The 22,236-nt window shown below is 70.9% G+C and carries 19 protein-coding genes and 1 riboswitch; of the genes, 12 read left to right on the top strand and 7 right to left on the bottom strand.

Annotated features, from left to right (window positions below; translation table 11 throughout):
- Window positions 1–223: 223 nt before the first annotated feature.
- Complete coding sequence (locus ACGFH8_RS32535; RefSeq protein ID WP_393374875.1) at window positions 224–1,432, bottom strand: DUF349 domain-containing protein; 1,209 nt, start codon at window positions 1,430–1,432, stop codon at window positions 224–226.
- A gap of 150 nt (window positions 1,433–1,582) precedes the next feature.
- Between ACGFH8_RS32535 and ACGFH8_RS32540 the strand changes: the two genes are divergently transcribed.
- From ACGFH8_RS32540 to dapF, 3 genes are read left to right on the top strand one after another with little or no spacing between them, the layout of a single operon-like run.
- On the top strand, window positions 1,583–2,425 hold the full coding sequence (locus tag ACGFH8_RS32540; RefSeq protein WP_393374877.1) for a hypothetical protein: 843 nt from the start codon (window positions 1,583–1,585) through the stop codon (window positions 2,423–2,425).
- Entirely contained in the window at window positions 2,410–3,345 is a 936-nt protein-coding gene (gene miaA, locus ACGFH8_RS32545; protein ID WP_393375147.1) for a tRNA (adenosine(37)-N6)-dimethylallyltransferase MiaA, read from the top strand. Before ACGFH8_RS32540 ends, miaA begins: the two co-directional genes overlap by 16 nt.
- Window positions 3,346–3,352: 7 nt before the next feature.
- Window positions 3,353–4,189, top strand: coding sequence for a diaminopimelate epimerase (gene dapF, locus ACGFH8_RS32550; protein WP_393374880.1), 837 nt, complete (start codon window positions 3,353–3,355; stop codon window positions 4,187–4,189).
- Window positions 4,190–4,343: 154 nt separating this feature from the next.
- On the opposite strand, the gene ACGFH8_RS32555 is transcribed toward dapF, so the two are convergent.
- Window positions 4,344–5,810, bottom strand: coding sequence for an NAD-dependent malic enzyme (locus tag ACGFH8_RS32555; RefSeq protein WP_393374882.1), 1,467 nt, complete (start codon window positions 5,808–5,810; stop codon window positions 4,344–4,346).
- Between the two features lie 183 nt (window positions 5,811–5,993).
- Between ACGFH8_RS32555 and hflX the strand changes: the two genes are divergently transcribed.
- Entirely contained in the window at window positions 5,994–7,448 is a 1,455-nt protein-coding gene (gene hflX / locus ACGFH8_RS32560; protein WP_393374885.1) for a GTPase HflX, read from the top strand.
- 50 nt (window positions 7,449–7,498) lie between these two features.
- On the top strand, window positions 7,499–9,268 hold the full coding sequence (locus tag ACGFH8_RS32565) for a hypothetical protein (RefSeq protein ID WP_393374887.1): 1,770 nt from the start codon (window positions 7,499–7,501) through the stop codon (window positions 9,266–9,268).
- Between the two features lie 87 nt (window positions 9,269–9,355).
- Here ACGFH8_RS32565 and lexA read toward each other — a convergent pair whose 3' ends face one another.
- Entirely contained in the window at window positions 9,356–10,141 is a 786-nt protein-coding gene (gene lexA, locus ACGFH8_RS32570; protein WP_030489395.1) for a transcriptional repressor LexA, read from the bottom strand.
- A gap of 542 nt (window positions 10,142–10,683) precedes the next feature.
- On the opposite strand from lexA, the gene nrdR reads away from it, so the two are divergent.
- From nrdR to ACGFH8_RS32585, 3 genes are all read left to right on the top strand, one after another.
- On the top strand, window positions 10,684–11,184 hold the full coding sequence (gene nrdR, locus ACGFH8_RS32575; protein ID WP_393374889.1) for a transcriptional regulator NrdR: 501 nt from the start codon (window positions 10,684–10,686) through the stop codon (window positions 11,182–11,184).
- Between the two features lie 34 nt (window positions 11,185–11,218).
- A complete protein-coding gene (locus ACGFH8_RS32580; RefSeq protein ID WP_393374892.1) occupies window positions 11,219–14,116 on the top strand; it encodes a vitamin B12-dependent ribonucleotide reductase in 2,898 nt (965 codons plus the stop codon).
- A 239-nt stretch (window positions 14,117–14,355) separates the two neighbouring features.
- A complete protein-coding gene (locus ACGFH8_RS32585; RefSeq protein ID WP_393374894.1) occupies window positions 14,356–15,381 on the top strand; it encodes a hypothetical protein in 1,026 nt (341 codons plus the stop codon).
- 223 nt (window positions 15,382–15,604) lie between these two features.
- On the opposite strand, the gene ACGFH8_RS32590 is transcribed toward ACGFH8_RS32585, so the two are convergent.
- Window positions 15,605–15,814: a DNA-binding protein gene (locus tag ACGFH8_RS32590; RefSeq protein ID WP_357379401.1), complete on the bottom strand. Its 210-nt coding sequence runs from the start codon at window positions 15,812–15,814 to the stop codon at window positions 15,605–15,607.
- A gap of 485 nt (window positions 15,815–16,299) precedes the next feature.
- On the opposite strand from ACGFH8_RS32590, the gene ACGFH8_RS32595 reads away from it, so the two are divergent.
- Window positions 16,300–16,518 (top strand): hypothetical protein, encoded by a 219-nt coding sequence (locus ACGFH8_RS32595; RefSeq protein ID WP_393374896.1) that lies wholly within the window; start codon window positions 16,300–16,302, stop codon window positions 16,516–16,518.
- Between the two features lie 162 nt (window positions 16,519–16,680).
- Here ACGFH8_RS32595 and bluB read toward each other — a convergent pair whose 3' ends face one another.
- Entirely contained in the window at window positions 16,681–17,307 is a 627-nt protein-coding gene (bluB, locus tag ACGFH8_RS32600; RefSeq protein WP_393374898.1) for a 5,6-dimethylbenzimidazole synthase, read from the bottom strand.
- A gap of 29 nt (window positions 17,308–17,336) precedes the next feature.
- Window positions 17,337–17,538, bottom strand: a riboswitch (cobalamin riboswitch).
- Between the two features lie 11 nt (window positions 17,539–17,549).
- Window positions 17,550–18,449 (bottom strand): bifunctional 5,10-methylenetetrahydrofolate dehydrogenase/5,10-methenyltetrahydrofolate cyclohydrolase, encoded by a 900-nt coding sequence (locus tag ACGFH8_RS32605; RefSeq protein ID WP_393374901.1) that lies wholly within the window; start codon window positions 18,447–18,449, stop codon window positions 17,550–17,552.
- A gap of 298 nt (window positions 18,450–18,747) precedes the next feature.
- Between ACGFH8_RS32605 and ACGFH8_RS32610 the strand changes: the two genes are divergently transcribed.
- Together ACGFH8_RS32610 and ACGFH8_RS32615 are read left to right on the top strand one after the other, a co-directional pair.
- The gene (locus ACGFH8_RS32610; RefSeq protein ID WP_393374903.1) at window positions 18,748–19,317 is read left to right on the top strand and encodes an RNA polymerase sigma factor; all 570 of its coding nucleotides are present in this window, start codon (window positions 18,748–18,750) and stop codon (window positions 19,315–19,317) included.
- Between the two features lie 18 nt (window positions 19,318–19,335).
- On the top strand, window positions 19,336–20,301 hold the full coding sequence (locus tag ACGFH8_RS32615; protein ID WP_393374906.1) for a CU044_5270 family protein: 966 nt from the start codon (window positions 19,336–19,338) through the stop codon (window positions 20,299–20,301).
- A 22-nt stretch (window positions 20,302–20,323) separates the two neighbouring features.
- Here the strand turns inward: ACGFH8_RS32615 and ACGFH8_RS32620 are convergent, their stop codons facing one another.
- Entirely contained in the window at window positions 20,324–21,088 is a 765-nt protein-coding gene (locus ACGFH8_RS32620; protein WP_393374909.1) for a hypothetical protein, read from the bottom strand.
- Window positions 21,089–21,271: 183 nt separating this feature from the next.
- Between ACGFH8_RS32620 and ACGFH8_RS32625 the strand changes: the two genes are divergently transcribed.
- A complete protein-coding gene (locus tag ACGFH8_RS32625; protein WP_393374912.1) occupies window positions 21,272–22,207 on the top strand; it encodes a DUF2332 family protein in 936 nt (311 codons plus the stop codon).
- The last annotated feature ends 29 nt before the right edge of the window (window positions 22,208–22,236 follow it).

The following is a 22,236-nucleotide window of genomic DNA, read 5'->3' on the forward strand; positions in this document are numbered from 1 at the left end:
GGGCGCGGGGCGCGGGGCGCGGGGCGCGGGGCGCGGGGCGCGGGGCGCGGGGCGCGGGGCGCGGGGCGCGGGGCGCGGGGCGCGGGGCGCGGGGCCGAGTGAGACCGAGTGAGGCGCGTGGAGACTTCGGGGAGCGTGATGCGAGGGCGCGGAGCGCGTGGGGGGACGGACACGCGGAAGCCCCCGGTCCCGCGAGGGACCGGGGGCTCCGGAGGACGTCAGGTCAGCCGGCCTGCTCGGCGAGCTGGAGGAACTGCCGCTTGGCGGCGAGTGCCTGCTCGGCGTCCTTGATCCGACGCGCGTCGCCGGCGCTCTGGGCCCGGGCCAGCCGCTCCTCGGCCTCCACCACCTGCGCCCGCATCTGCGCGAGCAGCGGGTTGTCCTCCTTGGTGGTGCGGCGCCACGCCGAGTCCATCACGTCGCGGACCTTGTCGTCGATGACGCGCAGACGGCGCTCCAGCCCGGCGGCTGCCTCGCGGGGCACCCGGCCGGCCTCGTGCCACTGTGCCTGGATCTCCCGCAGCTTGGCCTGGGCGCCCTTCGGGTCGGCGTCGATGTCCAGCGCCTCGGCCTCGGCGAGCAGGGCCTGCTTGCGTTCCAGGTTGCCGCGCTGCTCGTTGTCCCGGGCGGAGAAGACCTCGCTACGCCGGCTGAAGAAGGCGTCCTGCGCGCCCCGGAATCGTTCCCAGAGCTTCTGCTCGGCCTCCTTGGAAGCGCGCGGCGCGGCCTTCCACTGGGTCATCAGATCCTTGAGCTGGTTGGCGGTCGCGGCCCAGTCGGTGGACTCGGAGAGCTTCTCCGCCTCGGCGACCAGCTCCTCCTTGACCGTCTGCGCCTGCTTGCGCTGGGAGTCCAGGGAGGCGAAGTGGGCGCCCCGGCGTCGGGTGAAACCGTCCCGGGCGGCGGCGAAGCGCTTCCACAGCTCACCGTCGGCCTTCTTGTCGACCCCACGGATGGTCTTCCACTCGTCGAGGATCTCCTTGAGCCGGTCCCCGGCGGTCTTCCAACCGGTGGACTCGGCGGCGAGCTTCTCGGCCTCTTCGACGAGCGCGGTCTTGCGGGCCAGGGCCTCGCCGCGAGCGGCGTCCCGGGCGGCGCGCGCCTCGCCGGCCTTCTCCTCGGCGAGGGTGGCCAGCTTGTCCAGGCGGGCGGCCAGGGCGTCGATGTCGCCGACCACGTTGGCCTCGGGCAGTGTGGCACGGATCCGCCGGATCGTGCTCAGCGAGTGCCCGGCGTCGGCCGCACCCGACTTGAGACGCGCTTCGGTCAGGTCCACCTCGGTCACCAGATCGGCGAAGCGGCGCGCGAAGTGTGCCAGGCCCTCCTCCGGTGCTCCCGCCTGCCAGGATCCGACAACCCGCTCGCCCTCGGTGGTCTTGACGTACACGGTGCCGTCCGCATCCACCCGTCCGAAGGCAGTCCAGTCGCTCATGTGCCCATCCTCGTTCTCCCGGCGTCGAGGGATCGATCCCCCGTCGCCGCCACGGCGCAGCCAAGTTGCTTCCGGCATTGTCACAGGTCCGACCCGGTCCGCGTCGAGCGCCTATCGCCGACCGTGACCATACGGTGTCCTAGGGGCCGAATGACCGGATCGGCGCGGAGACGCACCGACGATTCCCGCTACGGTAAATGGGTGCCACTGGTCGCCGCTGCTGTCTGCCCACATCCGCCCCTGCTCGTGCCCGAGGTGGCCGGCTCCGCGGCCCCGGAGTTGGACGGCCTGCGAGCGGCCTGTGACACGGCCGTACGTCGGTTGCTGGCCGTCGACCCGGACACCGTGGTGCTGCTCGGCACCGGCCCGGTGACCGGCCTGATCCGCACCCCGGCCACCGGCTCCCTCCAGCCGTGGGGAGTCGACCTGGACGTGCCGCTGGTCCCCGGCCAACCCGACCGGGGCGCGGTGCTGCCGTTGAGCCTGACCATCGGCGCGTGGTTGCTGGCCCGGCACGGCACGCGGGAGCACGGCACGCGCGAGCACGGCACGCGCGAGCACGGCACGCGGGCGCACGGCACGCGCGAGCACGACGCGCGGGAGTCGGTGACCGCTGCGCAGGTGGCCGCCGACGCCGGTCCGGCCGAGCTGGCCGCGCTCGCGGACGAGGTCGGCGCCGCGGGGGACCGGGTGGCGGTGCTGGTGCTCGGGGACGGCTCGGCCTGCCGGGGTGAGAAGGCGCCCGGGTACGACGACGCGCGCGCCCTCCCGTACGACAGGCGGGTCGCCGCGGCGCTGGCCGAGGCGGACCTGGACGTGCTGCTCGACCTCGACCCGGTGTTGTCGGCGGAGCTGAAGGCCGCCGGCCGCGCGCCCTGGCAGGTGCTCGCCAGGGCGGCCGGCTCGGCCGGTGGCGGGTGGCGCGGCGAGCTGCTGCACGACGCGGCCCCCTACGGTGTCGCCTACTTCGTGGCCTCCTGGGAGCGGATGTGACAGGCGACGGGGGAGGCACTGTCGTCGCGGTGGTCGGTCCGACCGCGGCGGGCAAGTCGGCGTTGAGCATCGCGTTGGCGCACGCGATCGACGGTGAGGTGGTCAACGCCGACTCGATGCAGCTCTACCGGGGCATGGACATCGGCACCGCCAAGCTGACCCCCGCCGAGCGGGACGGGGTGCCGCACCACCTGTTGGACATCTGGGAGGTCATCGAGCCGGCGAGCGTCGCGGAGTACCAGCGGCTGGCGCGCGCGGCGGTGGACGACATCCTGTCCCGGGGGCGGGTGCCGCTGCTGGTCGGTGGGTCCGGGCTGTACGTCCGGGCGGTGCTGGAGCGTTTCGAGTTCCCCGGCACCGACGCGGCGCTGCGCGAGCGCCTGGAACGGGAGTTGGCCGAGGTCGGCCCGGCCCCGCTGTACGCGCGGCTGCGGTCCGCCGACCCGGCGGCCGCCGAGGGCATCCTGCCCGGCAACGGTCGGCGGATCGTCCGGGCCCTGGAGGTGATCGAGCTCACCGGCGCGCCGTTCACGGCGTCGCTGCCGCAGCCCACGCCGTACTACCCGTCCGTGCAGCTCGGCGTCGACCTGGACACCGCGCTGCTGGACGAGCGGATCGCCCTACGGGTCGACCGGATGTGGGCCGACGGCCTGGTGCCGGAGACCCGTGAGTTGGTCGGGCGAGGGCTGCCCGAGGGGCGGACGGCGAGTCGGGCGCTGGGCTACCAGCAGGTGCTGCGCCTGCTCGCCGGTGAGCTGACCGAGCCGCAGGCGCACGACGAGACGGTCCGGGCCACCCGGCGCTTCGTCCGCCGGCAGCGGTCCTGGTTCCGGCGTGACCCGCGGATCCACTGGCTGGACTCGACGACCCCGGACCTGATCGGAGCCGCGCTGCGTCTGGTGCCGGCCGAGACGCGATAATGGGGGCGTGGAGTTCACCAAGGGCCACGGCACCGGCAACGACTTCGTCCTCCTTCCCGACCCGGACGGTCAGCTTGACCTGACCCCGGAGCTGGTCGCGGCGCTCTGTGACAGGCGGCGCGGCATCGGCGCGGACGGCGTGCTGCGGGTGGTCCGGGCGGCCAAGCATCCGGACGGCGCCGGGCTGGCCGGCGAGGCCGAGTGGTTCATGGACTACTGGAACGCCGACGGGTCGTTCGCCGAGATGTGCGGCAACGGCGCGCGGGTCTTCGTGCGCTACCTGCTCGACACCGGCTTGGCCACGCCCGCCGGTGCGGCGCTGCCGGTGGCCACCCGGGCCGGCGTCGTGCGCGCGCTTGTCGAGGGCGACGCCGTGTCCGTCGAGTTGCGCCGACCCCGGGTGTACGACAGCTCGGTCGCCACCCTGGGCGGGCTGACCCTGTCCGGCACCGCCGTAGACACCGGCAACCCGCACCTGGTCTGCGTGCTGCCGCCCGGCGTGGAGTTGTCCGCGCTGGACCTGACCACCGCGCCGGGGTTCGACCCGGCGTTCTTCCCGAGCGGGGTGAACGTCGAGTTCATCGTCGCGGGCGACCCGGTCGACGACACCGACGGGCACACCCTGATGCGGGTGTACGAGCGCGGCAGCGCCGAGACCCTGTCCTGCGGCACGGGCGCCTGCGCGGTGGGCGCGGTGGCCCTGCGCGACCTCGGCCGGGACACCGGGGTGATCGCCGTGGACGTCCCCGGTGGCCGCCTGACGGTGACGGTCACCGCAACCTCCTGCTGGCTGTCCGGCCCCGCCGTCCTGATAGCCACCGGAGAGGTCGACCTCCCCACCTAACAAACCCAAACCCCAACCCCACCCCGCACCACCCCGCACCGCCCGGCCCCCACCCGGCCGCCGCCCGTTGATCATGATGTTATAGCCACTCGCATCGGCGTGTCGCCGCTATAACCTCATGATCAACGAAGCGGGGTGGGGTGGGGGTGGGGGTTCAGGGCGTTGCGCTGGCGTTTGCCGCTATCTCGGGGAGGTCGGCGGGGCCGGGGTCGGCTGCCGGCAGCGGGCTGGGGTTGTGCGCGGCGGCGCGGACGGCGGCGGCGACCGCCGGGGCGACCCGGGAGTCGAAGACGCTCGGCACGATCACCGTCGGGTTGATCTTGTCTTCGCCCACCACGTCGGCGATGGCCCGGGCGGCCGCGATCGCCATCTCCTCGGTGAACTCCTCGGCGTGCGCGTCGAGCATCCCGCGGAACACCCCGGGGAAGGCGAGCACGTTGTTGATCTGGTTCGGCTGGTCCGAGCGGCCGGTGGCGACCACGGCGGCGTGCTTGCGCGCCTCCCGCGGGTCGACCTCCGGGTCCGGGTTGGCGAGCGCGAAGACGATCGAGTCCTTGGCCATCTGGGCGATGTCGTCACCGGTGAGTAGATTCGGCGCGCTCACCCCGATGAACACGTCGGCACCCCGGATCGCACCCGGCAGGTCGCCCGAGTAGTTCTCCTTGTTGGTGTTGTCCGCCAGCCACTGCCACGCCGAGTTGAGCCCGGTCAGCCCACGGTGCAGGGCGCCCTGCCGGTCGTACGCGATGATGTCGCCGACGCCCTGGCGCAGCAGCAGCTTCATGATCGCGGTGCCGGCCGCGCCGGCGCCGGAGACGACCACCCGGACGTCCTCCAGCCGCTTGCCGACCACCCGCAGCGCGTTGGTCAGCGCGGCCAGCACGCAGATCGCGGTGCCGTGCTGGTCGTCGTGGAACACCGGGATGTCCAGCGCCTCGCGCAGCCGGGCCTCGATCTCGAAGCAGCGCGGCGCGGCGATGTCCTCCAGGTTGATCCCGCCGTACGCCGGCGCGATCGCCTTCACGATCTGCACGATCTCGTCGGTGTCCTGGGTGTCCAGCACCACCGGCCAGGCGTCCACCCCGCCGAAGCGCTTGAACAGGGCGGCCTTGCCCTCCATCACCGGCAGCGAGGCGGCCGGGCCCAGGTTGCCCAGCCCGAGCACCGCCGAGCCGTCGCTGACCACCGCGACGGTGTTGCGCTTGATGGTCAGTCGCCGGGCGTCCGCCGGGTTCTCGGCGATCGCCATGCAGACCCGGGCCACCCCCGGGGTGTACGCCCGGGACAGCTCGTCGCGGTTGCGCAGCGCGACCTTCGACGTCACCTCGATCTTGCCGCCCAGGTGCAGGAGGAACGTCCGGTCCGACACCTTCCGCACGTCCACGCCGTCCAGCGCGGTCAGCGCGTCGACCACCTGGTCGGCGTGGCCGGCGTCGGCGGTGTCGCAGGTCAGGTCGACGATCACGTTCGTCGGGTCGGAGTCCACCACGTCCAACGCCGTGACGATCGCGCCGGCCTCGCCGACGGAGGTGGTGAGCCGGCCGATCGAGGACGCGTCCGCGGTCACGGCGATCCGGATGGTGATCGAAAATCCGGCACTCGGCAGTCGGGTGATGGCCACGGGATCCCTCCGTCACGGCTGTGCGGCCGGTCGGCCGCCGCCCGCATTTCTACCGGGTTGTCGCGGCCGACCAGCATTCGCCCCCACTTTTGGCGACCCTGGGCACGGGCATATAGCAGGTGCGTTCGGCGTTGTGTCATGTCAGGATTACGTTCCACTAATCAAAACGGACAGGAGAACCGCTTGCGAGACCAGGAGAGCTTTGTCCCCGTCGAGGACGAGCTCGACGACGTCACCACCGGCGAGATGGATCTGTCGGAGCGACAGTCCCTCCGACGCGTCCCGGGCCTGTCAACCGAGCTCACCGACGTCACCGAGGTGGAATACCGCCAGCTGCGGCTGGAGCGGGTCGTCCTGGTGGGCGTCTGGACCGAGGGCACGGCGGCGGACGCGGAAAATTCGCTCACCGAGCTTGCCGCGCTGGCCGAGACCGCCGGTTCGCAGGTGCTCGAAGCGCTCATCCAGCGCCGCAGCCGACCCGACCCGGCCACGTACATCGGCCGCGGCAAGGTCGACGACCTCAGCGCGGTGGTGCTGTCCAGCGGCGCCGACACGGTCATCTGTGACGGTGAGTTGTCCCCGTCGCAGTTGCGCAACCTGGAGCAGCGCACCAAGGTCAAGGTCGTCGACCGGACCGCGCTGATCCTCGACATCTTCGCCCAGCACGCCAAGAGCAAGGAAGGCAAGGCGCAGGTCGAGCTGGCCCAGCTCGAATACCTGCTGCCCCGGCTGCGCGGTTGGGGTGAGACGCTCTCCCGGCAGACAGGTGGTTCCGGCCGTGGTGGCGGCGCCGGCGGCGGTGTGGGTGTGCGTGGTCCCGGTGAGACCAAGCTGGAGACCGACCGGCGACGGATCCGGCACCGCATCTCCCGGCTGCGCCGCGAGATCAAGAGCATGCGCACGGTACGCGTCACCAAGCGCGCCCGACGCAGCCGCAACTCCGTCCCCGCCGTGGCCATCGCCGGCTACACGAACGCCGGCAAGTCCAGCCTGCTCAACAGGTTGACCGGCGCGGGCGTGCTGGTGGAGAACGCGCTGTTCGCGACGCTCGACCCGACCACCCGCAAGGCGACCGCCGCGGACGGACGGCTCTACACCCTGTCCGACACCGTCGGTTTCGTCCGTCACCTGCCGCACCAGATCGTCGAGGCGTTCCGGTCGACGCTGGAGGAGGTCGCGGAGGCGGATCTGGTGGTGCACGTCGTCGACGGCACCCACCCGGATCCGGAGGAGCAGGTCCGGGCGGTCCACGCGGTGCTCGCCGAGGTGAGCGCGGAGCGGCTTCCCGAGTTGCTGGTGGTCAACAAGACCGATGCGGCCGACGAGGACACGCTGCTTCGGCTCAAGCGGCTCTGGCCGGACGCGATCTTCGTCTCCGCGCACTCCGGGCGGGGCATCGACGGGCTGCGCGCGGCGATCGAGGAGCGGCTGCCGCGACCTGCCGTGGAGGTCCGGGCCGTACTGCCGTACGACCGCGGTGACCTGGTTGCCCGGGTGCATCGCACGGGCGAGGTGCTCAGCACGGCGCACCTGCCGGAGGGCACCCTGCTGCATGTCCGCGTCGCCGCGGACCTCGCCGCGGAGTTGGCGCCGTTCGACGTCGAGCGTCAGGGGCAGGCGGCCGGCAGCCGCTCCTGAGCGGCCACGGTGTTATCCGCCGGAAACGCGTGGCATGCGACACTGGCCGAATGCGCCGCGTTGTTTCCTCGGTCACGGTTGCCCTCGGCCTGCTTGGGGCAACCGTGGCGCTCGCCGGAGTCGCCGCGGCGGCTCCCGCCCCCGGGTCGTCCCAGCCGCCCGCCGTCACCGCCGGCCAGAAGCGGTGCACGATCAGCGACGAGCGCCTGCGGGAGCTGTCGGGTCTGGTCGCGACCAAGAGCGGCTACATCGTCATCAACGACAGCACCGACAACCCGGCACGTGAGCGGATCTTCTTCCTCGACACCAAGTGCAAGATCTCGAAGGAGCCGGTCCGGTACGCGGGGCAGGGCCCGGTCGACACCGAGGACCTCGCCCTCTCCAAGGACGGCGACACCCTCTGGATCGCCGACACCGGTGACAATGCCGACGCGAAGGAGCGCCGTACGCGCGTCGCGCTCTGGTCGATGCCGGTCACCGGTGCGAGGCAACCGACGCAGCACCGGATCTCCTACCCCGAGGGCAAGCCGCACGACGCCGAGGCGCTGCTCATCGGCGACGACGGAAAACCGCTGATCATCACGAGGGTCACCAGCGGCAAGGCCGAGATCTACGCGCCGTCGGCGGCGCTGCGCAACGGCGACGCCGAGGCGGTGCCGATGCGCAAGGTCGGCGACATCACGCTGCCGAAGACGCAGACGGAGAATCCGCTCAACACGTTCGGCCGGATCGCCATCACCGGCGCGGCCCGGTCGCCGGACGGCTCCCGGGTGGTCCTGCGCACCTACGCCGACGCCTTCGAGTACGACGTGAACGGCGGTGACATCGTCGGCGCGCTCACCACCGGCAAGCCCCGGGTAACGGCGCTGGCGGACCCGTTCGGCGAGGCCATCAGCTACTCCACGGACGGCAAGACGTTCCTGACCGTGTCCGACGCGTTCCGGTTCGGCGATGACGAGCCCCTCGACATCCTCGCTTACACGCCGTCCACCTCGACCACGGTGCCACTCGCGGCGTCGGCGGGCGGCGTCAAGCAGGGGGCCTCGACATCCTGGGCCGCCGGGCTGGACTTCGACGACATCACCTATCTGGTGGGCGCGGTCGGGGTGATCGGTCTGCTGCTTGTCGGTGCCGGCATCGTCGGCATCGTCCGGGCTCGCCGGCGGCTGCCCGCCGCCGACGCGTCGAAGGCATCGGATCCGGACGACGGTGAGCCGTTCAACCCGCGCGCGGGCCGAGCGGTCGATGGTTCGTCAGCGCTCGGTGACCGTACGGGCGGCGTCTACGGTGGCGGCGCGCCGGCGGGCCCCTACAGCGGTGGCGCGGGTCGCGGTGGGCCGACTCCGGCGGGTGGTGCCGTGTACGGCGGTGGCCGACCGGCCGCGTCCGACGGTGGCTACGGTGCGGCACGGCCGGACGGCGGCGCCGCCAGTGTGTACGGCGGCGGTCGCCCTCCAGTAGGTGGCGGCGGTCGTCCCCCAGCCGGTGGTGGTGGTCGCCCGCCGGCCACTGGTGGTCGCCCCCACGCTGGTGGTCGCCCTCCGGTGGGTGGTGACGGTCGTCCCCAGGGTGCTGGCGGGGGCGGTGGCCGCCCGCAGGGCGCCGGCGGCGTTCCACCGGGCGGACGCCCCGGCAGTGGTGCGTACGGCGGTGACGGTGGCCACACCGGCACCGGTCGCGCGGAGCCGCCCCGACGAGGTGGGCAGGAGCCCGACCCTCGGGGCCAGCGGCCCGGCCGTCGCCGTGACGACGACGGGCCTGTGGACCCGTACGGGCAGTATCCCGGCGGGGGGCGCGGTCACCGGGGCGACCGTTACTGATCGGCCCTCACCCGCGTCCCTGACCACCGACTCCGCTGCCGACCACCGACGCGGGTGAGCGCCCGTGGGCACTCACCCGCCGGTAGATCAGATGCGGCGCAACACCGCCACGACGCGACCCATGATGGTGGCGTCGTCACCGGGGATCGGGTCGAAGGCCGGGTTCTGCGGCATCAGCCAGACGTGCCCGTCGCGCCGCCGGTAGGTCTTGACCGTCGCCTCGCCGTCGAGCATGGCGGCCACGATCTCGCCCGAGTCGGCGGTCGGCTGCTGCCGGACGACCACCCAGTCGCCGTCGCAGATCGCCGCGTCGAGCATCGAGTCGCCCTTGACCTGGAGCATGAAGACCTCGCCCTCGCCCACCAACTCGCGGGGGAGCGGGAAGATGTCCTCCACGGCCTGCTCGGCGAGGATCGGCCCACCGGCGGCGATCCGACCGAGCATCGGCACGTACGCCGGGGTCGGTCGTTGTGCCCGGGACAGCTCGTCGTCGATTGCCTCGCTGGGGGCGCGGACGTCCACCGCGCGCGGCCGGTTGGGGTCGCGACGCAGGAAGCCCTTCTTTTCCAGCTCCTTGAGCTGGTAGGCGACGCTTGACGGCGACACCAGGCCGACCGCCTCGCCGATCTCCCGGACGCTTGGCGGGTAGCCGTGTCGCTCCACCCAGTTGCGGATGAACTCCAGGATGCGACGCTGGCGGGCGGTCAGGTCGACAGTCGCGGGGTCGGGGAAGGCGCTGACGACCGGGGTCACCGGGCGTACGGCGGGCTGACCCGTCCGGCTGCGCGCGGCGCTGCGGCGTCGGGTGGCCGGGGGGCCCGCCTCGGTGATCTGCTGCGGGCTCTTCGGCCGGCTGGCCCGGTCCTCGGTCACGTCCGTCCTCCCTGGTCGGCGCTGGGTGCCTCGTCGGCTCGTGGTGCGTGCGGTGGTGCCACGTTGTTCATGACCGTATAGGTGAGATCGGTCATTTTCAAACATCTGTACGACCTCTCACCGGCGTGTCGGGGTGAAAAACCGCTCCCGTCGTACGGATGTTCTGATAAATGGTACGTCGGATAGCACTGGTGTTCGATGGTCGACCGTTTTCCGGGCTACTCGGGCCGGCCGGTCGGTAACCCGGGAGAGGTCTCGACGTTGGGGTTTTCGGACGTGTCGGCGGGTGTGGGTGACCGGATCGTGCGTGACGCGCCGGACACGCCGGTCAACTTGACCCGGCTTCCCCGGCGACATACGGTCAACCCCTAGATGTAGTAGTGACACGGGCGTAAGTTGCCCACAGGTTGGGTCCGACTACCGACCGCACTCCCGTAACGTCGATCACGGCGGGCGTCGTCCGAGGACGGCACCGTCGCGGTCGGTCGTGCCCGGAGTCGCTCGGTGCGGGGCACAGTCGATCATTGTGAAGGAGGTGGGCGATGCGGTGTCCGTACTGCCGACACGCTGACTCCCGGGTGGTCGACTCGCGGGAGGCCGACGACGGTCAGCTCATTCGACGGCGGCGGTCCTGCCCGGAGTGTGGCAAGCGGTTCACCACCGTCGAGGAGGCGGTCCTCGCGGTCGTCAAGCGCAGCGGGGTGACCGAGCCGTTCAGCCGGACGAAGATCATCGGCGGGGTGCGCAAGGCGTGCCAGGGCCGGCCGGTGGACGACGACTCCCTCGCGCTGCTCGCGCAGCGGGTGGAGGAGACCGTCCGGGCCAAGGGGGCCGCCGAGATCCCGAGTCACGAGGTGGGCCTGGCGATCCTGGGCCCGCTGCGCGACCTGGACGAGATCGCCTACCTGCGGTTCGCCAGCGTCTACCGCTCCTTCGACTCGCTCGCCGACTTCGAGCGCGAGATCGAGACGTTGCGGGGCGCGGCGCGCGCCCGGGGGCAGGGTCGGGCCGACGCGGTCGAGGCCGCCGGTCCGGCCAACTGAATCTGCACAGTTTTTCGAGAGATTGGGACGCGCGGTGGGTGACCGCGCAGACGAGGGGGGCGACGGCGTGACAACTAGCCGTTCACGGAGCAAGGCAGGCGCGGGGCTGAAGATCGAGCGGGTGTGGACGACCGAGGGGGTCCACCCGTACGACGACGTCGCGTGGGAGCGCCGCGACGTCGTGATGACGAACTGGCGGGACGGCTCGATCAACTTCGAGCAGCGTGGGGTCGAGTTCCCGCAGTCGTGGAGCGTCAACGCGGCAAACATCGTCACCACCAAGTACTTCCGGGGCGCGGTGGGGACCCCGGAGCGGGAGTGGTCGCTCAAGCAGTTGATCGACCGGGTGGTCACCACCTACCGCACCGCCGGTGAGGAGTACGGCTACTTCGCCAGCCCGGCGGACGCCGAGATCTTCGCCCACGAGCTGACCTGGATGCTGCTGCACCAGGTGTTCAGCTTCAACTCGCCGGTCTGGTTCAACGTCGGCACGCCGTCGCCGCAGCAGGTCAGCGCCTGCTTCATCCTGGCCGTCGACGACTCGATGGACTCGATCCTCGACTGGTACAAGGAGGAGGGGCTGATCTTCAAGGGCGGCTCCGGCTCCGGGGTCAACCTGTCGCGGATCCGCTCGTCGCGGGAGCTGCTCTCCTCCGGCGGCACCGCCTCCGGCCCGGTCAGCTTCATGCGCGGCGCGGACGCCTCGGCCGGCACCATCAAGTCCGGCGGCGCGACCCGCCGTGCGGCCAAGATGGTCATCCTCGACGTGGACCACCCGGACATCGAGGAGTTCGTGGTCACCAAGGCGCGCGAGGAGCACAAGATCCGTGCGCTGCGCGACGCCGGGTTCGACATGGACCTCGGCGGCTCCGACATCGTCAGCGTGCAGTACCAGAACGCCAACAACTCGGTCCGGGTCTCCGACGAGTTCATGGCGGCCGTGGAGAACGGCGGCGGCTTCGACCTGCGTGGCCGGCTGGACGGCTCGGTGATCGACACCGTCGACGCCAAGAAGCTGTTCCGCACCATCTCCCAGGCCGCCTGGGAGTGCGCCGACCCGGGCCTGCAGTACGACGACACGATCAACGACTGGCACACCTGCCCGGAGACCGGGCGGATCACCGCGTCGAACCCGTGCTCGGAGTACCTGCACCTGGACAACTCCTCGTGCAACCTGGCCTCGCTCAACCTGATGAAGTTCCTCCGCGCCGACGGTGGCTTCGAGGTGGAGAAGTTCGTCAAGTCCGTCGAGTTCGTCATCACCGCGATGGACATCTCGATCTGCTTCGCGGACTTCCCGACCGACAAGATCGGTGAGACGTCCCGCGCCTACCGGCAGCTCGGCATCGGCTACGCCAACCTGGGCGCCCTGCTGATGGCCACCGGCCTGCCGTACGACTCGGAGCAGGGCCGCTCGGTCGCCGCGTCGATCACGTCCCTGATGACCGGCACCGCGTACCGCCGCTCGGCCGAGCTGGCCGGCGTGGTCGGCCCGTACGACGGCTACGCCCGCAACGCCGAGCCGCACAAGCGGGTCATGCGCAAGCACGCCGCGGCCAACGACGAGATCAAGCCGACCAGCCCGGTGGCCACCGCCATCGTCCGCGAGGCGACCAGGCAGTGGACCCAGGGCAACAAGATCGGTGACAAGTTCGGTTGGCGCAACGCGCAGGCGAGCGTCCTCGCCCCGACCGGCACGATCGGCTTCATGATGGACTGCGACACGACAGGTGTGGAGCCGGACCTGGCGCTCGTCAAGTTCAAGAAGCTGGTCGGCGGCGGCTCGATGCAGATCGTCAACCAGACGGTGCCGCGCGCGCTGCGCAGCCTCGGTTACCCCGAGGAGCAGGTCGAGGCGATCATCGAGCACATCGCCGACCACGGCCACGTGGTGGACGCCCCGGGCCTCAAGCCGGAGCACTACCCGGTCTTCGACTGCGCCATGGGTGAGCGGACGATCGCCCCGATGGGTCACGTGCGGATGATGGCGGCCATCCAGCCGTTCGTCTCCGGCGCCATCTCCAAGACGGTGAACATGCCGGAGGCGGCCACCGTCGAGGACGTCGAGAAGATCTACTTCGAGGGCTGGAAGCTCGGCCTCAAGGCGCTCGCGATCTACCGGGACAACTGCAAGGTCGGTCAGCCGCTCTCGGTGGCCAAGTCCAACAAGGCCACCGAGCCGGCCGCCGTCGAGGCCGCGCCGGTCGCCGTCGAGAAGGTCATCGAGTACCGGCCGGTCCGCAAGCGCCTGCCGAAGAAGCGCCCGTCCGAGACGGTCAGCTTCTCCGTCGGTGGCGCCGAGGGCTACCTCACCGCGTCGTCCTACCCGGACGACGGCCTCGGCGAGGTCTTCCTCAAGATGTCCAAGCAGGGCTCGACCCTGGCCGGCGTGATGGACGCCTTCTCGGTGGCCATCAGCATCGGCCTGCAGTACGGCGTGCCGCTGGAGACGTTCGTCAGCAAGTTCACGAACATGCGCTTCGAGCCGGCCGGCATGACCGACGACCCGGACGTGCGGATGGCGGCCTCGGTGATGGACTACATCTTCCGTCGCCTGGCGCTGGACTTCCTGCCCTACGAGCGCCGCGCCGAGCTGGGCATCTTCACCGCGTCCGAGCGGGCCGCGCAGCTGCGGGCCGAGGCCGACGCGGAAGCCGCCGCGGTCACCGGAGCGGAGCTCACCGCGATGGCGTCCTCGGCACCGGTGGAGGCCCCGGCCAAGTCGGAGGCCGTCGCCCAGCCGGCCCAGGAGATGGCCGACGTGGCCGCCGCCAAGCCGGCGCCGAGCGTGGGTTCCAGCACCGAGTTGCTGGAGGCCGTGATCGGCAAGGCCGCCGACGCGCCGCTCTGCTTCACCTGCGGTACGAAGATGCGCCCGGCCGGTAGCTGCTACGTCTGCGAGGGCTGCGGCTCCACAAGCGGCTGCAGCTGACGTACGCGAAAAGCGGCGCTGCCCCGGCTCCCCTCCAGGAGTCGGGGCAGCGCCGTTTCCAGCTGGCCCGGGCCGCGCGGAAGTACGCGTCTGTTGGCGATATACCTCAGAGGTACATTTATGACTCTGCGGCATGAGGCTTGCCGTCTATTTGTTGGTCCGGCCGTGTCGCTCATTCTGTCTTCTAGCCGACATAGATTAGGGATGATGCTGCGTAGTCAGTCTGAGATCATGCCGGGATGACGGAGCCACCGACGCGCCGCAGGAAGATGCACCCGGCCGTCGTGGTGGGGTGCATAGCGCTCGCGACCTGGATCTTGCTGGCGGTTTGCATGGGCGAGAATTCTCTCGACCGGGCCGACAAGGCGGCGAGCGTCATTGGGATGCTGCTCGCACTCGGGACATTCACTGGGGCTTTGGTTGAGCAACAGCGCAGGTCTTCTGCCCAGGGTGGCGAAGGTTCCGAGCCCCAGGTGTCGTTCTTCAGGCGGCCAAGCGTGTTGACTGGCCTCGCGGTGATGGCCGTAGGCCTGTTGATCGTGGTCGCCGCGGGCCTTCTTGCGAACGGGGGGCAGACCGACGGGTCGAAGGCTCAAGATGATCGGACTACGCAAGATCATTCCCCTTCTGCGAGCGCACCTCCATCAGCGAGTGCGTCTCCGTCGGCGAGTTCCCCGGTGGGAAGCGCGGAGCCGTGTGCTTCCACGGCTGGGATCGCACCCACATCTAGCGGCACGGGCGTCGTCGATGCCGTACGCCACGAGGGAGCGCTGGTCATCTCACAGGGCTATTACGCGGACCTAGATTCCCTCTGCCCCGACTGGAACGTCACAGACGTGCTCGGCACGAAGCAAGACGTCGGCAACAATGGCAAGGCTTTCGTCCGGAGTCTGAATGCTGGCGCCCAGATCGCGGTGGTCGAGGGATCCGCAGCAGCGACTTTCAGTATGTGTTCGGCAAATACCGACTATGTCCCGGATGGTGCCATACCGTTCAAAGAGTTGAAGGTGGGTGCGCGTTATTGTGTGCTCACTGACGCCGGCAGAAGAAGTCTCCTGACTGTCAAGCGGCTGCGTCGTGACGGCGGCCGCACTACGGTCCACCTGGACGTTCGCACCTGGGCCGAGAAGCGCCCCAGCGAGGAGACCAACTATTGGCCCTGGGTGATCGCCGGCGCCATCATCTTGATGCTGGTTTCGGGGGGAGCTAAGAGCGCCGCAGGCAAGAATGACGACGAGGAGGTCGCCGGGAGCGGGAGAGCCTGAGGCCCCAACTGCGGGATGCTGCGAATGATCCGCATCCAGGCACCTCTTCTGAAGTGAAGGGCTGACCCGATGGGATTCATGCTGTCGCGCACCACGATGCGTATTCAAGAACTTCGGGGATGACCTCTGGCTGGTGGCATAGACCTCTCACGCGTCACGTCACCTCCGAGGTCCAGGTGCTGACGGACCCAGTCCGGCAGGGCGTGCGGTAAGCGCATCCGTGTCAGCGGTCTTCGTCGCCCTCGGTTGGGCGTGGTGGGCGGTTGTGCTTGGCCCAGTCGTCTACCTCGTCCGCATCCCAGATGGTCGTCCCGATCAGGCGGGCCATCGGCTCAGGGAAGCCGGGTCGGCGGGTGATCTGCAGGACCCGCTGCCGCGACACGTTGAACAGGGCGGCCAACTCGCCAGGCCCGTACAAGCGCGGTCGCTTCACGGCCTGAAACTAAGCGCAACTTACACTTGACTATCGTCACTTGCAGATTGACAAGACATCATCGAGTGGTGTGTGGTGGAGTGGTCACGCCAGGCAACGGCGGGACAACTCGCCGGGAGGTCGGGTGCCGAAGCATGTGCCGTACGACGACTACCTGCTGGCGGTGGCGCTGACCTTCGCTCGGCGACATCGGCCGGTCTGGTCATGGCGGCGGTGGCGGCGGATCTGCCGATGCGGGGCGGACCTGCCGTGCCGAGCTAGACACCGCATCCCGATCCGGCGCGGCCACTGGCCAGGGGAGGAGCAGGAATGATCGAGGATCACCTCGGGCCGATCCTGTCCGTGGACTCGCCCGGCGTTGACGGCCTCTGTGCGGGCTGTCGCTGGTGGCGGGCGCGGCTGTCTCCGTACCCCTGTTGCCAGGCGGAATGGGTCGCCCGCTGGCACGCCCGGTCCGCCGCCGACCTCTCCCCGAACAGGGTGCAGTGACCACCCATGGCCCGGTCCTTCCGTTGTGGACCTGCGGCGGCTGTGACGCCCCTTGGCCCTGTCGGACCCGGCGTACCGAGCTGCGTGCCGAGTTCGATGGCGCGGCGGTGTCGTTGGGTCTCTACATGGCGTCCTACCTGGTCTGGGCTGCGGAGGACCTGACCTGGGTGTCCGCCGGGGTGCTGCACCGGCGCTTTCTGGGCTGGGTCCGGTGAGCCTCATCCGATGCGGCGAGGAGCGCAGGTAGCCGCCTCGATCACTTAATGCTGAGTAGTTGTGGGCGACCCGTTCTGACTACTCAGCATTAAGTGATCTTGGCGGTAACGGCGGAACCGGGCTACTGGCTCGCGCGCTCGGCTGCGCGCCCAGGGCTGCAGTCACCCGGACCAACGATCGTGGTGGATCACCGACGACAGCGGGCGACGTTGACGCCAGCCGTGCCGCTCCAGGTCCGGCGTCTGCTCCAGATGGGTGACCGGGCCGAGGCAGAGCCACGCCACCGGGCGGACGGTGGCCGGGATGCCGAGCAGCTCGCGCAGGAACGGCTCCCGGTAGAACGAGACCCAGCCGACCCCGAGCTGCTCGGCGGTTGCGGCCAGCCACAGGTTCTGGATCGCCAGACAGACCGAGTAGAGGCCGGCGTCGGCGATCGCGTGACGACCGAGCACGGCCGGCCCACCCCGCTCCGGGTCGTACGTGACCACGACCGACAACGTCGACTCCCGTACACCATCGATCTTGATCCGGGCGAAGCGTTCCGCCGCCGGGCCGTCGAGAGTGGCCGCGAAGGTGTTCCGCTCCCGCTCCACGTGTCGGTGGAACTCCTGCCGCAGCTCGGGATCGCGGACCAGGATGAAGTCCCAGGGTTGGGAGAGACCGACGCTCGGCGCGGCGTGCGCCGCCGTGAGGATCCGATCCAGCGTCTCGGAGGGGATCGGCGCCCCGGTGAACTGGGCACGTACGTCGCGGCGGCGGTGGATGGTCTCGTAGAGTCCGGTGTTCACGGCAGGCTCCCGCTGCGCTCGCGCCCCTGACGGGGCCCATGACGCGAGGCCGGTCTTCGGACTCCCGGATCTGCGCTGGCCACCCGCCTTCCCAGCCCCTCAGGGCCAGTGGCTGCGTCTGGTACGCGTGGGTGGCAGCTCCCCGGTCACCGCGGCGGGCCCGTGCCGGACTCACACCGGCTTCCCGATTCTCCCCACTCGCGCGGGGGCACCTCGCAACGTTTGTGCCACCGGCAGCATAGCTACCGACTCGCGCGCTCGGCGGCGCGCACGGCGTTGCGGAAGAGCATCGCGACAGTGGTCGGACCGACCCCGCCGACCCGGGGCGTGATGGCGCCGGCGACCTCGGCGCACGCTTCGTCCACGTCCGGCAGGAGGCGTCGCCCGTCGTAGCGGACGCCGGCGCCGATGACGACGGCGCCCGGCTTGACGTGCTCGGGTCGCACGATCCCGGGTACGCCGGCGGCGGCGACGAGGATGTCGGCGCGGCGGGTGTAGCGGGCCCAGTCGGGCACGCCCGTGTGTACGACGGTGACGGCGGCGTTGGCGGTGGGGCGCTTCTGGGCGAGCAGCATCGCCAGGGGCCGGCCGAGGGTGGCGCCCCGGCCGAGGATGACGACCTCGCGACCGGCGACGGGGATCTCGTGGTACGCCAGGAGGGCTTCGATGCCGGCGGGGGTGCACGGCAGCGGGCCGGGCAGGCCGACGGCGAGGCGTCCCATGTTCAGCGGGTGCATGCCGTCGACGTCCTTGTCCGGGTCGATTGTCTGTAGCGCCGCGTCGTAGTCCAGATGGCCCGGAACGGGGTACTGCACGAGCAGTCCGTGCACGGCCGGGTCGGTGTTGAAGCGGGCGATGGCCTGGTGCAGCTCGGCCTGGGTGGCGGTGGCGGGCAGGTGCACGTGCGGGGAGTCGAACCCGAGTTCGGCCGCCTGACGCTGCTTGATGGAGATGTAGCCGGCGCTGGCGTCGTCGTCGCCGACGAGAATCGTGGCCAGGCTCGGTGTGATCCCGCGGCGGCGCAGGCCTGTGGCAGCGGCGGCGGTCTCGGCCAGGACGGCTTCGGCGACGGGAGCACCCGGCAGGAGCCGGGCCGTGCCCGCCGGGGTGTGGTGCTCTGCGGATCCACGTGTCGTGGTCATGATGTTCCTCCACGCAGGCGCCCAGGCGGTCGACGCCCGCGAGAGGCTCCCCGATGGTTCGACCATCCCCGTGCCGCCAGTCGCCGGTGCCCTCGATGATGCCGCATCACCAGGGCAGCTGCCCAACCGGACCGGCAGCGCCGCCGCAGGGCGGGCGGGTACGCGGTGCCGCAGGGCGGGCGGGTACGCGGTGCCGCGTCGGCGGCGCGAGGGGCCGATCGGTCGGCCGGAGCGTTCGGTAACACAAGCGGCCCGTCTTACGAAGTAGAGGTGTGAAGGCTACGAGAGAGGACAGCCTGTGAATGAGCCCGGCGAAGCGGGGGGTGACATCTCCGGCATCGGGGCCGATCCGGTGGCCTTCGAGGTCTTCTACCGGCGGCACCTGGAGGCGGTGGGCCGGTTCGTGGCGCGGCGGGTCGACGACCCGCACCTCGCCGCCGACCTGACCGCCGACGTGTTCCTCGCGGTGATCGAGTCGGCGGGCGGCTACCGGCCGGACCGGGGTAGCCAGGTCGGCTGGCTCTACGGGGTGGCCCGCAACGTCATCGGCGACGAGCGACGTCGGGCGGCCCAACGGCTGCGGGTGACCGGCCGACTGGCCGGACGACGGGACCTGGGCCCCGATGACATCGCCCGCATCGAGGAGCGGATCGACGCCGAGTCGGCGGCCCGCCACACCTATCGGGCGTTGAGCGAGCTGCCCGAGGGCACCCGAACGCTTGTCGAACTCGTCGCCGTCGACGGCCTCAGTGTCGCGGAGGCGGCGACCGTGGTCGGGATGTCCCCGGTCGCTGCCCGGGTCCGCCTGCACCGTGCCCGTCGCGTCGTCCAGGCCGTGCTCGCCCGCCCGGCCACCACCCTCGCCTGATGAGACGGAGCTGAGATCATGAACAAGATCGAAGAGTCGACCGACGGTTTCGAGGAGCAGCTCCTCAGAGATCTGACCGCCCACGTCGCCCGGCGGGCCGAGGTGGCTTCGGCGACCCGTGCCGCCGGACTCCGTACCCGGTTCCCGCGCGGTTGGCGCCTGGCTGGAGCATTCGGACTGACAGTCGTCCTGACCGCCGGCGCGCTGGCGGTCCAGACGATGAGGGTGGGCGACAAGCCGCCGCCCACGGCAACCGCGTCGGAGATCTTCCGGATGGCGGCCGACGCCGCCCGGCAGCAGCCCGAGCTGACCGCCCGACCCGACCAGTACGTCTTCACGGAATCCCTCGCGGTGGTCAGGGAAATGCCGGCCAGCGGCCCGTACCGGACCATACGGAACCAGCTGTGGCAGTCGGCCGGCGGAGTCGCGTACTCGCAGGGACGCTATCGACCGGAGACCGATCCGAACGGGTGGAGCGACCTGACCGAGCTCCGTCTCGGTGATCCCGGGGATCCCGAGAAGGAGCTCGACGCCTTCCAGGCGCCCGCGTACCACGGCGACCTGCCCACCGACCCGGACGCTTTGCTTCGATACCTCCGGGAGCACCCGGTCGACCTGCATCTCCCCGAAGCAGCCGACGAGGAGGCCGTCTACGGGGACGAGAGCATGGCGTACACCACCGCGCGATCGATGCTCAGCGGCTACGTGCCACCCCGAGCGCTGGCGGCGCTGTTCGAACTGTTGGCACGGGAGCCCGGGGCGGTCGTCATCTCCGGCAACGTGGTGGACGCCGCCGGTCGGCACGGGGTGGCGATTCGGATGCCCGGCGTGATCGGCGGTAACCAGGACGTCCTCTTCGACCGGGACACCCACGTCTACCTCGGCCAACGGGGGTCGGTGATACGCGACGGCAAGGAGTCGGTGGACTTGACTTTCGCACTCCTCCGTATCGCCGTCGTCGACCGGCCGGGTCAGCTGCCCTGAGCGGTGCCGGGCGCGTCGCCGATCAGGATGTCCCGCCAGCCGGCATCGGGGTGGCTGGCGGGACTGTCGGTGCCGTCGCGGCCCGCCGCCAGGACTGAGCTGTCGACTGGTCGTGGTAGCGGGTGAACCCACATCCCCAGGCGATGGCGTCGTCGAGCGGAGATCCTCCGGGACGAGGCTGACGAGGCCCACCGCTGACAAGCAACCGCGAACCGACCGCGTACGACGTGAAGCTCTCCGCCGTGAGGTCGTGCGTTCCCCTCACCGGCGGATCCATGTCCACTGTGACGCGCGACGCGGTGCCACCGGAGAACCACTCGCCGACGGTGAAGGTGACTCCCACGAGGTCCAGCCTGTCGACGCCCGGACGGTTGGTGCGGGCTGGTCCGATGGTGGCCACGACACCGTCGAACGCGAACGCCCGGTTGGCGAGCGTCTCCGGGCTGAATACCTCCACACAGCTCGCCGCGCCAGCGTCCGGCAGTGGCCCGGACCGGTCCCGCGTCGGATCGTCCCCGTCGGTCACCGGGGAGGCGGACAGAGCCGCCAGGCGCGGCCCGTCGGCAGAGTCGTTTCCGCCCCGCGATCCCGCGCCGACAAGATCTAAGGCGACGACACCGCCGCCGAGCGCGAGGGCCGTCGCCGCGGCAGCACCGAAGAGCCCGAGGTGCCGCCTCCTGCGCTGTGTCGATCTGGTCGCGCGAAGCAGATGGTCCACCGGCGTGGGCCCGACGGGTCCACGGTCCGTGAGCCGTTCGGGCAGTCGGCCGGCTTCCTCGTCGTTCATCCGTGACTCCCTACGCAGGTCGGACAGCCGGATTCGGCCGCCCTCCTTGGACGCGCTACCGGCCGCTGTGGATCCACCACGGTCAGCCCGGCCCACCACGGGTCGCGTTGCCGGTGCGGGCGGTGAGTCAGCACACGGAAACGGGGCCTGACCTTCCGAGGAATGGGCTGCGACGATGAGGGCATGACGACCGCTGAGACGTACGCCGAGTTCGGCAGCCGCGAGGCGCGTGGGGTGTCGCCCACGTACGAGCGTCTGGCGCAGGCCGTCGCCCGCGACGACGCCCTGCTCGCCCTGCTCGACGGGCTCCCGCCGGCCAAGCGGCAGCCGAATCTGCTGTTCGGCGTCGTGCGCTGGCTCGGCGGCCCGGTCGACGACCCGGCCACCTTCCACGACTACGCGGTGACGCACTGGCCGGCCATCGAGGCGCAGCTGCGGGTCCGGGCCACCCAGACCAACGAGAGCGGCCGGTGCGCGGTCCTGCTGCCGCTGCTCGCCGCGCTGCCGCAGCCCCTCGCCCTGGTGGAGGTCGGCGCATCGGCCGGGCTCTGCCTCTACCCCGACCGGTACGCGTACCGCTACGGCGATCATCAGGTGGGCTCGGGTGAGCCGGTCCTGGAGTGCGCTGCCGACGGCCTGGTGCCGCCGGTCCGCGTACCCCGTGTGGTGTGGCGGGCTGGCCTGGATCTCAACCCGCTCGACGTGACCGACCCCGGCGACGTGTCCTGGTTGGACGCCCTGATCTGGCCGGAGCACGCGCACCGGCGGGCCCGGTTGCGGGCCGCGGCGGCGGTCGCCGCGGCCGATCCTCCGCTGCTGGTCCGCGGCGATCTGGTGGACGACCTGCCGGCGCTGGCCGCCCGCGCGCCGGCCGACGCGACGCTCGTGGTCTTCCACACCTCGGTGCTCTACCAGGTGCCGGCGCCGCGCCGGGACGCGTTCGTCCGGCTGGTCCGGGAGCTGCCGGGGCACTGGATCGCGAACGAGGCGCCGGAGGTGCTGCCGTACGACGGGTTGCCCGACCCGCCGAGCGACGCGCTGCACAACGTCCTCGCGCTCGACGGCAAACCGCTGGCCTGGGCCAGGGGGCACGGCCAGGCGATGACCTGGTTCGGCTGAAGCCGCCGAGCCGCCGAGCCGCCCAGCCG

The organism is Micromonospora sp. NPDC049175 (genome assembly GCF_043197345.1).
Lineage (GTDB): Bacteria > Actinomycetota > Actinomycetes > Mycobacteriales > Micromonosporaceae > Micromonospora.

Excerpts from the sequence above, each read along its gene's own strand:
- ACGFH8_RS32620 (WP_393374909.1), bottom strand. The coding sequence starts at position 21,088 with ATGAACGACGAGGAAGCCGGCCGACTGCCCGAACGGCTCACGGACCGT.
- ACGFH8_RS32625 (WP_393374912.1), top strand. The coding sequence starts at position 21,272 with ATGACGACCGCTGAGACGTACGCCGAGTTCGGCAGCCGCGAGGCGCGT.
- nrdR (WP_393374889.1), top strand. The coding sequence starts at position 10,684 with ATGCGGTGTCCGTACTGCCGACACGCTGACTCCCGGGTGGTCGACTCG.
- ACGFH8_RS32540 (WP_393374877.1), top strand. The coding sequence starts at position 1,583 with ATGACCGGATCGGCGCGGAGACGCACCGACGATTCCCGCTACGGTAAA.
- ACGFH8_RS32615 (WP_393374906.1), top strand. The coding sequence starts at position 19,336 with ATGAACAAGATCGAAGAGTCGACCGACGGTTTCGAGGAGCAGCTCCTC.
- ACGFH8_RS32565 (WP_393374887.1), top strand. The coding sequence starts at position 7,499 with ATGCGCCGCGTTGTTTCCTCGGTCACGGTTGCCCTCGGCCTGCTTGGG.
- ACGFH8_RS32535 (WP_393374875.1), bottom strand. The coding sequence starts at position 1,432 with ATGAGCGACTGGACTGCCTTCGGACGGGTGGATGCGGACGGCACCGTG.
- ACGFH8_RS32605 (WP_393374901.1), bottom strand. The coding sequence starts at position 18,449 with ATGACCACGACACGTGGATCCGCAGAGCACCACACCCCGGCGGGCACG.
- ACGFH8_RS32585 (WP_393374894.1), top strand. The coding sequence starts at position 14,356 with ATGACGGAGCCACCGACGCGCCGCAGGAAGATGCACCCGGCCGTCGTG.